This is a genomic window from Citricoccus sp., assembly GCF_032154715.1.
In the GTDB taxonomy this organism is placed as follows: Bacteria; Actinomycetota; Actinomycetes; order Actinomycetales; family Micrococcaceae; genus Citricoccus.
The window spans coordinates 59,801-72,086 of record NZ_JALDXU010000003.1 but is presented as its reverse complement, the minus strand read 5'-3'; the positions used below and the strand labels follow the sequence as shown (position 1 = coordinate 72,086).

Sequence of the window (12,286 nt, the reverse complement as noted above, 5' to 3'; positions counted from 1 at the left end):
CGTGGACCGCCCCGCACCGCGCTGCTCCGATAGGGTGTCTGAACACACAGACACGGCACAGACACGGCACAGGTCACGGACCTGCCAGGAACACGGGGACACATGGCGGCTCGGGGCGCATCAGGACAACGCAAGGATCCCGCGCAACCCCAGGATCCATCGGGGGGCACGCCCCCGGCCGCAGCCCCGGCCACGCCGGTCCCCGCGTGGCTGGTCACCGCCTTGTCCATCAACACCGGCTCCACCGTCCCGCCCTATGAGCAGGTGCGCACCGGATTGCTCGACCTCATCCATCGCAAGAGGCTTCCGGTCGGCAGCAAGCTGCCCACGGTGCGTGCCCTGGCGTCGGCCCTGGGTGTGGCCGCGAACACGGTGGCCCGCGCGTACAAGGAACTGGAACAGGCCGCCGTCGTGACCGCCAGGCCCCGGCTGGGAACCGTGGTGGCCCAGGGCAATGACACGGCGGAGTCCGAACTCGCCGCCGCGGCGGCCGCCTACGCCCAGGTCGCCCGTACCCTCGGGTACGGGCCACAGGAGGCCACGCGGCAACTCGAGGCTGTGTTCCCCGCCACCTGAGTGGCAGCACCTGAGTGATAGGGGGGGACCTGAACGATGCGGCGTCAGGGGGAATTCGCTCAGGGCCGACGGTTCGAAGAGGTGTTCGAAGCCTCTCTGCCATACAGTGGATTCCGTGCCGAAATCCCTCACGAATCCCGACTCCGATACGGTTCCCGCCACGTCCGCGTCCTCCACGTCCCGCAACTCCCGCGGCCTCGCCTCCGGCCCCGCAGGCGGGGCGCACCGCCACGATCCGGACCGGATCGTGGTGAAGGGTGCCCGCGAGCACAACCTGAAGAATGTAAACCTGGACATCCCGCGCGATGCGCTGGTCGTTTTCACCGGGCTATCCGGTTCCGGCAAGTCCTCCCTCGCCTTCGACACGATCTTCGCGGAGGGTCAGCGCCGCTACGTGGAATCGCTGTCCTCCTATGCGCGGATGTTCCTCGGCCGTGTGGACAAGCCCTCCGTGGACTTCATCGAGGGCCTGTCCCCGGCGGTCTCGATCGACCAGAAGTCCACGAACCGCAACCCGCGCTCCACGGTCGGGACCATCACCGAGGTCTATGACTACATGCGTCTGCTGTGGGCCCGCATCGGCATCCCGCACTGCCCCGAGTGCGGCGAGCCGGCCAGCCGGCAGTCGCCACAGCAGATCGTGGATCAGCTCGGCGAGCTGCCCGCCAAGACCCGCTTCCAGGTGCTCGCCCCGGTGGCCCGCGGCCGCAAGGGCGAGTTCGTGGACGTCTTCGCCGACCTCGCCACCCAGGGCTTCTCTCGGGCGATCGTGGACGGTGAACTCATCCAGCTGTCCGATCCGCCCAAGCTGAAGAAGCAGGTCAAGCACACCATCGCCGTGGTGGTGGACCGTCTGGCCATGAAGGACGGCATCCGCCAGCGGCTCACCGACTCGGTGGAGACCGCCCTGAACCTGGCCGACGGGCTCGTGGTCATCGACTTCGTGGACGTGGACGCCGCCGTGGACCCGGCCAAGGCCAACGCGGGCGAGTGGGACGCCTTCGATGCCGAGGGGACGCCCAAGTTCCGTTCGTTCTCGGAGAAGCTGTCCTGTCCCAACGGCCACCAGTTGACGATCGACGAGATCGAGCCCCGCTCCTTCTCGTTCAACAACCCCTTCGGCGCGTGCACGGTCTGCACCGGTATCGGCACCAAGCTGGAGGTGGACGAGGACCTCGTGGTCCCGGACCAGGACAAGACCCTCCAGGAGGGGGCCATCGCCCCCTGGTCGATCGGCAAGTCGACGTCCGAGTACTGGCAGCGGCTGCTCTCAGGCCTGGCCAGCGAGGTCGGCTTCGGCATGGACGTGCCCTGGAAGGACCTGCCCGCGGCCGCCCGCAAGGCCGTCCTGCACGGCAAGGACTTCAAGGTCGAGGTGTCCTACCGGAACCGCTTCGGCCGCGAACGGCGGTACACCACCGGTTTCGAGGGGGTCATCGACTACATCCACCGCAAGCACCTCGAGACCGAGTCGGATCATGCCCGGGACCGCTACGAGTCCTATATGCGGGAGATCCCCTGTGCAGCCTGCAACGGCACCCGCCTGAACCCCACCTCGCTGTCCGTGACCGTCGGCGGGAAGTCCATCTCGGAGACCACGGTCCTGCCGATGCAGGACGCCATCGACTTCTTCGAGCAGCTCGAGTTGTCCGAACGGGACGTGCAGATCGCCGACCAGGTCCTCAAGGAGATCCTGGCCCGCCTGCACTTCATGCTGGACGTGGGCCTCAACTACCTGAACCTGGAGCGGCCGGCCGGGACGTTGTCCGGTGGTGAGGCCCAGCGCATCCGCCTGGCCACGCAGATCGGCTCCGGGCTCGTCGGGGTGCTCTACGTCCTGGACGAGCCGTCCATCGGCCTGCACCAGCGGGACAACCGGCGGCTGATCGAGACGCTGCTGCGGCTCCGGGACCTCGGCAACACCCTGATCGTGGTGGAGCATGACGAGGACACGATCGCCGAGGCCGACTGGATCGTGGACATCGGCCCCCGGGCCGGCGAGCACGGCGGCGAGGTGGTCCACTCCGGCTCCCTCGAGGGCCTGAAGGCGAACGAACGCTCCCTGACCGGTGACTACCTGGCCGGGCGGCGCGAGATCGCCCTGCCGGAGCAGCGCCGTCCGCTGGACCAGAACCGGAAGATCACCGTGGTCGGAGCGCGGGAGAACAACCTGAAGGACGTGACCATCGACTTCCCTCTCGGTGTCCTGACCGCCGTCACCGGCGTGTCCGGGTCCGGGAAGTCCACCCTCGTGAACGAGATCCTCTACAAGGTCCTCGCCAACCAGCTCAACCACGCCAAGCACGTCCCCGGGCGGCACAAGCGAGTCAATGGGCTGGACCAGCTGGACAAGGTCGTGCACGTGGACCAGAGCCCGATCGGCCGCACCCCGCGCTCCAACCCGGCCACCTACACCGGCGTGTTCGACACCATTCGGAAGCTCTTCGCGGACACGCAGGAGGCCAAGGTCCGCGGCTATCAGCCCGGACGCTTCTCCTTCAACATCAAGGGCGGCCGCTGCGAGGCGTGCTCGGGTGACGGCACCCTGAAGATCGAGATGAACTTCCTGCCCGACGTCTACGTTCCGTGCGAGGTCTGCCACGGGGCCCGGTACAACCGGGAGACCCTGGAAGTGCACTACAAGGGCAAGAACATCGCCGAGGTCCTCCAGATGCCGATCGAGGAGGCAGCGGACTTCTTCTCCGCCTACACCAAGATCTCGCGCTACCTCAACACCCTGGTGGACGTCGGGCTCGGGTACGTCAAGCTGGGCCAGCCCGCCACCACCCTCTCCGGCGGTGAGGCACAGCGCGTCAAGCTCGCGGCGGAACTGCAGAAGCGCTCGAACGGCCGGACCATCTACGTGCTGGACGAGCCCACCACCGGACTGCACTTCGAGGACATCCGCAAGCTGCTGGGCGTGTTGCAGTCCCTCGTGGAGAAGGGCAACACGGTGATCACGATCGAGCACAACCTGGACGTCATCAAATCGGCCGACCACGTGATCGATCTCGGCCCGGAGGGCGGGTCCGGCGGTGGCAGCATCGTCGCCACCGGCACCCCGGAGCAGGTGGCCCGCGAGGCGGCCAGCCACACCGGTCAGTTCCTCGCGGAGATCCTGTGACCGCGCCCGGCACCGCGATCCTCTTCGACCTGGACGGGACCCTGGTGGACCCCGCGGGGGCCATCACGGGTGGCATCGCCGCCGCCCTGGAGCGCCACGGACTGCCCGTGCCGGGCCCAGATCGGCTCGCGTCCCTCGTGGGGCCGCCGTTGCAGGAGAGCCTGGCGTCCCTTGAAGGTGTCACCGCCGAGAACATGCCCGCGGTGATCCGTGACTACCGCGCCGGATACCTGAGCCACGGGATGGCGGCCAGTTCCGTCTACCCCGGTGTCCGGGACGCGCTCGAGGACCTGGGGGCAGGCCACCGGCTGGTGGTCGCCACGTCCAAGCCCCGCTCGCTCGCGCGTCAGCTGCTGCGCGTCCAGGGCCTCGACCACCTCTTCGCGGCGGTCTGCGGGTCGAACGACGACGAGACCGCCCCGTTGCCGCCGCACGGCACCAAGGTGCAGGCGATGGCCGAGGCACTGGCCGCCGTCGGGCATCCGGAGCGGGCCGTGATGGTGGGGGACCGGCATTTCGACCTGGCCGGGGCCGCCCACCACGGGATCCCGGGCATCGGGGTGCTCTGGGGCTTCGGCAGCCGGAGCGAGCTGGCCGGAGCCGGGGCCACGGTGCTGTGTGAGAACGCGGGCGACCTGCCGGAGCACTGCCGGGCACTGGTGACCGCGGCCCGGATCTGACCCGGGCACTATGATGGATCCGGTCCACAGGAGCATCCGGGACACTGAGCTTTTTCGATTCCACTGGAGAGGACGGCCATGGCGACCAATGAAGCCGTGCGCACGGGGATCCGTGCCCTGGTCAAGGTCACCTGCCGGCCGACCATCACGGGCTTGGAGAACGTGCCGGAGTCCGGCGGGTTCATCGTGGCCAGCAACCACCTGTCCTTCTTCGACTCCGTGATCCTGCAGGCGGTCATGCCGCGCATGGTTCACTTCTTCGCCAAGGCCGAGTACTTCACCCAGCCCGGCATCAAGGGCACCGTGATGAAGGGCTTCTTCGACTCCGTGGGGTCGATTCCCGTGGAGCGCAGTGAGAAGGCCGCCTCCGTGGCCGCCCTGGAACAGCTCATGGGCCACGTGGAGGCCGGCGCCGGCGTCGGCATCTACCCCGAGGGAAGCCGCAGCCGGGACGGACGCCTCTACAAGGGCCGAACCGGCGTCGGCTGGCTCGCCCTGGCCACGGGGGCCCCGGTGGTGCCCGTCGGTCTGCGGGGCACCGAACGCCTCCAGCCGCCCGGTTCGAACCGGTTCACGCCGCACCGCTTCTCTCTGACCGTCGGCCGGCCGCTGCAGTTCGACCACCTCGGCACCAAACACCCGTTGCCGCCGCGACGGCAGGCAACGGTCCAGATCATGGACGCCATCGCGGCCCTCTCGGGCCAGGAACGCGCGGCCACCTACAACGAGCCGGTCTCGGGCCACACCTCCGGCGGTCAGGCCGGACAGAACCCGACGCCCGCGCAGGACTGAGGCGCCATGGCTGATCCGGCCAGCTACCGCCCGAGGACCGGTGAGGTACCCACCTCACCGGGGGTGTACCGCTTCCGCGACCCGGATGGACGCGTCATCTACGTGGGCAAGGCCAAGACCCTGCGGTCCCGCCTGGCCTCCTACTTCCAGGACCCCAACGGGCTGCATCCCAAGACCCGGGCGATGGTGTTCACCGCCGCCTCGGTGGAGTGGACCGTGGTCGGCTCGGAGCTCGAGGCCCTGCAGCTCGAGTACACGTGGATCAAGCAGTACACGCCGCGCTTCAACATCATGTACCGGGACGACAAGTCCTACCCGTACCTCGCCGTCACGATGAACGAGAAGTACCCGCGGGTGCAGGTGATGCGCGGGGACAAGCGCAAGGGCGTGAAGTACTTCGGGCCCTTCCACCCGGCCAAGGCTATCCGCGAGACGGTGGACCTGATGCTCCGCGTCTTCCCGGTCCGGACCTGTTCCTCCGGCGTCTTCCGCCGGGCCGAGCTCTCGGGCCGGCCCTGCCTGATGGGCTACATCGACAAGTGTGCCGCCCCGTGCGTGGGCCGGATCAGCCAGGTGGGGCACCGGCAGCTCGCGCAGGACTTCTGCGACTTCATGGCCGGGGACGCCCAGAAGTACATCCGCCGGCTCGAAGCCCAGATGAAGGAGGCCGTGGCGGATCTGCGCTACGAGGACGCCGCTCGGCGCCGGGACGACATCGCGGCCCTGAAGCGGGTGTTCGAGCGCAATGCCGTGGTCCTCTCGGAGACCACGGAGGCGGACATCTTCGCCTTCGCCGACGACGAGCTCGAGGCCGCCGTCCAGGTATTCCACGTCCGGGACGGACGCATCCGCGGTCAGCGCGGCTGGGTGGTGGAGAAGGTCGAGGACGTCTCGGGTGCCACCATGGTGGAGCAGCTGCTCGAGCAGGTCTACGGGTCACTCGAGGACAGCAGCCGCATCCCGCGCGAGGTCCTCGTGCCCGAGCTCCCGGAGAACGCCGACCAGGTGGCCGCCCTGCTGTCCGGCATGCGGGGCGCCCAGGTGAGCCTGCGGGTGCCTCAGCGCGGTGACAAGAGGTCCCTGATGGAGACCGTCAAGGAGAACGCCGTGCTCGCCCTGCGGGTGCACAAGACCCGCCGCTCCGGAGACCTGACCACCCGATCGGCCGCCCTCCGTGAGCTCCAGGAGGCCCTCGAACTGCCCGAGCCACTGCTGCGGATCGAGTGCTATGACATCTCCCATGTCTCCGGCACCAACGTGGTCGGGTCCATGGTGGTGGTCGAGGACGGGATGCCGAAGAAGGCCGATTACCGCAAGTTCAGCGTGACGGGGGACGCCGCCCGGGACGACACCGCCGCCATGCGCAACGTCCTCACTCGCCGCTTCCGCCACTACCTGGAAGACCAGGAGCGCAGTGGAACCTTCGCGACCGGGGAGATCGCCCCGGAGCCGGATCCGGCGGACGTGGCCGGTCTGACAGGTCCCGGCGGAGTGGCGGAGGGCCCGGCCGGGGCATCCGTGGACGGTCCGTCCTCGCGCCGCTTCGCCTACCCGCCCTCCCTCGTGGTGGTCGACGGCGGCCCCCCACAGGTGGCGTCGGCCGTCCAGGCCCTCGCAGACCTGGGGATCACCGACCTCCCCGTGGTCGGCCTCGCCAAGAGGCTCGAGGAGCTGTGGCTGCCGGGCGAGGAATTCCCACTCGTGCTCCCGCGCGCCTCCCAGGGGCTCTACATGCTGCAGCGGATCCGCGACGAGTCCCACCGCTTCGCCATCACCTTCCACCGGGAGAAGCGGGGCAAGTCCATGGTGTCCTCCGCCCTGGACGGCATCGAGGGCCTCGGCCCGGCCAAGCAGAAGGTCCTGCTCAAGCACTTCGGCTCCGTCAAGCGCATCCGTGCCGCCAGCGTGGAGCAGCTGCAGGAGGCCCGGGGCATCGGCCCGGCCCTGGCGGCCACCGTCCATGCGGCGCTGCACCCCGGGATCACGGTGACCGGAGACGAGTCCGCTGAGGCCGTCAAGGATCGTGGAGGTGCCGAGGGTGCCGATACAGCCTCGTCGGAACCGGTGACGCACGGGGTGAACCTGACCACCGGGGAAATCCTGGACTGAGTGGGGTGGACGGGACTGGGTAGTCTGGACGCATGAGCGACGGACTGACCCCGGTGAAACCACCCACCTCTGAAGTCCTCATCGTCACCGGCATGTCCGGGGCAGGACGGACCACCGCCGCCCACGCGCTGGAGGACCACGGCTGGTACGTGGTGGAGAACATCCCGCCACAGCTCTTCCTCACCCTGACGGACCTGGTGGGCCGTTCCCCCGAGGCGATCCCGCGGCTGGCCCTCGTGGTGGACGTGCGGTCCAAGGAACTCTTCAAGGACATCCAGGAGGCCCTGGGGCAATTGCGTGCCCAGGGCGTCGACTATCGGGTGCTCTTCCTGGACGCCAGTGACGAGCTGCTGGTGCGCCGCTTCGAGTCGGCCCGCCGACCGCACCCGCTGCAGGGTTCCGGCCGCATCCCGGATGGGATCGCCGCCGAGCGCCTGCTCCTGCGGGAACTGAAGGAAGAGGCCGAGATCGTGGTGGACACCACCACGAAGAACGTGCACACGCTGGCCACCACCATCACGGAGCTGTTCACCGAGTCCGGCCCCATCGTGCTGCGCCTGAACGTCATGAGCTTCGGCTTCAAGTACGGGCTCCCGCAGGATGCGAACTTCATGGCCGATGTCCGGTTCCTGCCGAACCCGCACTGGGTCCCCGAGCTGCGTCCCTTCACCGGCCGGGACACCGCGGTCTCCGAGTTCGTGCTGCAGCAGCAGGGTGCCGGTGAGTTCGTGGACCACTATCTCGAGGCACTGGTGCCCGTCCTGGACGGCTACCGCCGCGAGAACAAGCACTACGCCACCTTTGCCATCGGTTGCACGGGCGGCAAGCACCGCTCGGTGGCCGTGGCCGAGGAGCTGGGCCACCGGCTGAGCCAGCAACCCCGGGTCACGGTCAACGTGCACCACCGGGACCTGGGCCGGGAATGAGTGGGATGGCGGGGATGCCGGGCATGAGCAGTCACTTCACGGGCCAGTTGCCGCTGGCGCCCAGTTCCGTGCCGGCGCCGGGCCAACCGGTCGGCACGTATGACCCGACCCTGCGCGTCACCGCGCTCGGCGGCGGCCATGGGCTGTCCGCCACGCTGCGCGCCCTGCGGCTCATCGCCGGGGAGATCACCGCCGTGGTCACAGTGGCCGACGACGGCGGATCCTCGGGCCGCATCCGCCGCGAGATGGACGTGCTGCCGCCCGGTGACCTGCGGATGGCCCTGGCCGCCCTGTGCGATGACACGGACTGGGGGCGGACCTGGCGCGATGTCATGCAGCACCGGTTCACCTCCAAGGAGGGCACCGAGGCCACGCTGGACAACCACTCCCTGGGCAACCTGTTGATCGTGGCCCTGTGGGAACTGCTCGGTGATCCGGTGGGCGGACTGCGTTGGGCCGGGGCCCTGCTGGGCGCCCGCGGGCAGGTGCTGCCCATGTCCACCGTGCCGCTCACGATCTCCGGTGCCGTGCTCGCCGAGAACGAGAAGGGCGGGCTGGTCCGGCGGACCGTGACAGGCCAGACCTCGCTGGCCGCCGCCGGGAAGAACACCAGGGTCTCGCACATCCGGCTCGAACCGGAGAATGCCCCGGCCTGCGAAGAGTCCATGGAGGCCATCGAGCTCTCCGACTGGATCGTCCTCGGCCCCGGCTCCTGGTACACCTCCGTTCTGCCCCACCTGCTGCTGCCGGAACTGCGCCAGGCCCTGGTCCGCACCCCGGCGCGGAAGGCGCTCGTGATGAATCTCACCACGGACACGGCCGAAACCTCCGGCATGAACGCGGCTGACCACCTAGAGGTCATCCACCACCACGCGCCCGATCTGCGACTGGACGTGGTCATAGCAGACCAGGACGCGGTCCAGGACGCCCAGGGATTCGTGGACGCGGCCGAGCGTCTGGGTGCCGCGGTCCTGTTTAGTAGGGTTGGTGCCGGTTCGGGGACCCCGATCCATGACCCACTGCGTCTGGCCTTGGCCTTCCAGGAGGCCTTCAAGGGCTCCTGATACGGTCATCGTCGTCCGTCACGCCCACCGGTATGGCGGCTCCACCAGTACAAGCGAGAGATGTGAGGCGAGACGCCATGGCGTTGACTGCGGCGGTGAAAGAGGAACTGTCCCATCACGGGATCAAGAGCTCTTCCGAACGGAAGGCCGAGGTCTCGGCCATGCTGCGCTTCTCCGGGGGACTGCACATCATCTCCGGCCGGATCGTCATCGAGGCCGAGCTGGACCAGGCCGCCACCGCCCGCCGCCTCCGAACCGCCATCGCCGAGGTCTACGGCCATGGCAGCGAGATCATCGTCGTCTCCGGCGGCAACCTGCGCAAGGGCAGTCGCTACGTCATCCGGGTGATCCGTGATGGTGAGTCCCTCGCCCGCCAGACCGGCCTGCTGGACGTCCGCGGCCGCCCCGTGCGTGGCCTGCCCCCCATGATCGTCAACGGTTCCGTCGCCGACGCCGAGGCTGTATGGCGCGGAGCCTTCCTGGCGCACGGGTCTTTGACGGAGCCGGGCCGCTCCTCCTCCCTGGAGGTGACGTGCCCGGGCTCCGAGGCCGCGCTGGCGCTGGTCGGTGCTGCCCGCCGCCTCGGCATCGCCGCCAAGGCCCGGGAGGTCCGCGGCGTGGACCGCGTGGTGATCCGTGACGGAGACGCCATCTCAGCCCTGCTGACGCGGATGGGGGCGCACGACACCGTGCTGGTGTGGGAGGAGCGCCGCACCCGCAAGGAGGTCCGGGCCACCGCCAACCGGCTGGCCAACTTCGATGACGCGAACCTGCGGCGTTCGGCCCAGGCCGCCGTCGCCGCCGGGGCACGGGTGGAACGGGCCCTGGACATCCTCGGGGACGAGGTCCCGGACCACCTCAAGTACGCCGGGCAGCTGCGCGTGGACCACAAGCAGGCATCGCTGGACGAGCTGGGCCGGCTGGCCGATCCGCCCATGACCAAGGACGCCATCGCCGGCCGGATCCGCCGGCTGCTCGCCATGGCGGACAAGCGGGCCGTCGAGGAGGGCCTGCCGGGGACCGATGCGGCCCTCCCGTCGGACGCGGCCGAGCAAGACGCGTGATCCACAGCTGAACATTCAGGCTCTGAGCGGAACCGGTGGCCAACGCCCCCACAGGGGTGCTTAGGATGGGAAGCAAGGTCTCCTGACGGGGGCCAGATATCAGGGCCCGGCACCCCGGGCTCTGGATACATGTCCATCAAGGAGGAAACATGGCTGAATTCACCCTGCCGGAACTTGATTACGACTACAGCGCGCTGGAGCCGCACATCTCAGCGAAGATCATGGAGCTGCACCACTCCAAGCATCACGCCACCTACGTGAAGGGTGCCAACACCGCCCTCGAGAAGCTGGCTGCCGCCCGCGAGTCCGGCGACTTCGCCACCGTCAACCAGTTCTCCAAGGACTTGGCGTTCAACCTGGGCGGACACACCAACCACTCCATCTTCTGGAAGAACCTGTCCCCGAACGGTGGGGACAAGCCCGAGGGCGAGCTGGCCGCGGCCATCGACGAGTTCTTCGGCTCCTTCGACAAGTTCCAGGCCCACTTCACCGCCGCCGCGCTGGGCATCCAGGGCTCCGGCTGGGCCGTGCTGGCCTACGAGCCCATCGGTGGCAACCTGGTCATCGAGCAGTTCTACGATCAGCAGAACGGCGTTCCCGTGGCCACCATCCCGCTGTTCCAGTTGGACATGTGGGAGCACGCCTTCTACCTCGACTACCAGAACGTCAAGGCCGACTACGTCAAGGCCGTCTGGAACATCGTGAACTGGGCGGACGTCTCCGCCCGCTTCGAGGCCGCCCGGGCCGGCGCCTCCAAGCTCATCACCCCCTGAACCAGGTGACCCGTTGACGGGCCGGCCGGCCACTGCGGGCGGCCGGCCCGCTTCATGTCCCCCCGCCCCCCGACAGCACGTCTCGTTCCTCTCCGTCTGACCGAAAGGCACCACCGTGAGTACTGCAACCAGGATCGCCATCAACGGATTCGGCCGCATCGGCCGCAACGCACTGCGGGTCATCGAGCAGGAGGGCCACGATCTCGAGCTGGTGGCCGTGAACGACCTCGCGGACGTCGAAGACCTGCTGTACCTCGTGAAGTACGACACGATCCTGGGGCGTTACCCGCACGGGATCGAACTCGTGGACGGCGACCTGGTCGCCAACGGCAAGACCATCCGGGTCTTCTCCGAGAAGGATCCGGCGAAGCTGCCCTGGGATGAACTCGGTGTGGACATCGTCATCGAGTGCACCGGGCACTTCACCCAGGCCGAGGACGCCCGCAAGCATCTTCAGGCCGGCGCCCGCAAGGTCGTGCTCTCGGCCCCCGGCAAGGGTGTGGACGGCACCTTCGTGATGGGCGTCAACGATTCCTCCTATGACCCGGCCATGGACATCATCTCGGCCGCCTCCTGCACCACGAACTGCCTGGCGCCCATGGCCAAGGTCCTGCACGACTCCTTCGGGATCGTGGACGGCATCATGACGACCATCCACGCGTACACCGGTGACCAGAACCTGCATGACGGGCCGCACCCGAAGGACCGCCGCCGCGCCAGGGCCGCGGCCCAGAACATGGTCCCCACCTCCACCGGCGCCGCCAAGGCCATCGGCGAGGTGATCCCCTCGCTGCGCGGCAAGCTGGACGGTTTCGCGATGCGGGTGCCCACGATCACCGGCTCCGCCACGGACCTCACCGTCGAGCTGGAGCGGAAGGCCTCGATCGAGGAGGTCAATGCCGCGTTCCAGGCAGCGGCGCAGACCCCCGAGTTGCAGGGCCGCCTGGTCTACAACGTGGACCCCATCACCTCCTCGGACATCATCACCTCGCCGGCGGCCTGCACCTTCGACGCGCCCTTGACCAAATCGATCGGCAAGACCGTCAAGATCATCGGCTGGTATGACAATGAGTGGGGGTACACGTGCCAGCTGATGGACCTGACCTCCATGGTCGCCTCTAAGCTGTAGTCCGGGGTCGAACCCCGCCCACCCCCGTTCCACCGTCCCGGAAGGCCCT

At 68.5% G+C, this 12,286-nt stretch carries 10 protein-coding genes; all 10 read left to right on the top strand.

The annotated features are described in order from the left end of the window. Positions 1-102 precede the first annotated feature (102 nt). The 10 genes from RUH65_RS01330 (at position 103) to gap (ending at position 12,237) form a co-directional block, all read left to right on the top strand. Entirely contained in the window at positions 103-576 is a 474-nt protein-coding gene (locus tag RUH65_RS01330) for a GntR family transcriptional regulator (protein WP_313815379.1), read from the top strand. A gap of 244 nt (positions 577-820) precedes the next feature. Further along, positions 821-3,700, top strand: coding sequence for an excinuclease ABC subunit UvrA (uvrA, locus tag RUH65_RS01325; RefSeq protein ID WP_313815399.1), 2,880 nt, complete (start codon positions 821-823; stop codon positions 3,698-3,700). Further along, complete coding sequence (locus RUH65_RS01320) at positions 3,697-4,380, top strand: HAD hydrolase-like protein (protein ID WP_313815378.1); 684 nt, start codon at positions 3,697-3,699, stop codon at positions 4,378-4,380. The genes uvrA and RUH65_RS01320 overlap by 4 nt, the downstream gene beginning before the upstream one ends. A gap of 78 nt (positions 4,381-4,458) precedes the next feature. Further along, positions 4,459-5,172 carry a lysophospholipid acyltransferase family protein gene (locus tag RUH65_RS01315; RefSeq protein WP_313815377.1) on the top strand — a complete coding sequence of 238 codons (714 nt, stop codon included), beginning with the start codon at positions 4,459-4,461 and terminating at the stop codon, positions 5,170-5,172. A 6-nt stretch (positions 5,173-5,178) separates the two neighbouring features. Beyond that, positions 5,179-7,281 (top strand): excinuclease ABC subunit UvrC, encoded by a 2,103-nt coding sequence (gene uvrC / locus RUH65_RS01310; protein ID WP_313815376.1) that lies wholly within the window; start codon positions 5,179-5,181, stop codon positions 7,279-7,281. A 32-nt stretch (positions 7,282-7,313) separates the two neighbouring features. Then, entirely contained in the window at positions 7,314-8,207 is an 894-nt protein-coding gene (gene rapZ / locus RUH65_RS01305) for an RNase adapter RapZ (protein WP_313815375.1), read from the top strand. Between the two features lie 23 nt (positions 8,208-8,230). After that, positions 8,231-9,271, top strand: a complete 1,041-nt coding sequence (gene yvcK / locus RUH65_RS01300; protein ID WP_313815374.1) for a uridine diphosphate-N-acetylglucosamine-binding protein YvcK — start codon at positions 8,231-8,233, stop codon at positions 9,269-9,271. A 77-nt stretch (positions 9,272-9,348) separates the two neighbouring features. Beyond that, positions 9,349-10,335, top strand: coding sequence for a DNA-binding protein WhiA (gene whiA, locus RUH65_RS01295; RefSeq protein WP_313815373.1), 987 nt, complete (start codon positions 9,349-9,351; stop codon positions 10,333-10,335). 149 nt (positions 10,336-10,484) lie between these two features. Next, positions 10,485-11,108: a superoxide dismutase gene (locus tag RUH65_RS01290; RefSeq protein WP_313815372.1), complete on the top strand. Its 624-nt coding sequence runs from the start codon at positions 10,485-10,487 to the stop codon at positions 11,106-11,108. Positions 11,109-11,223: 115 nt separating this feature from the next. Further along, positions 11,224-12,237 (top strand): type I glyceraldehyde-3-phosphate dehydrogenase, encoded by a 1,014-nt coding sequence (gap, locus tag RUH65_RS01285; protein ID WP_313815371.1) that lies wholly within the window; start codon positions 11,224-11,226, stop codon positions 12,235-12,237. Positions 12,238-12,286 lie beyond the last annotated feature (49 nt).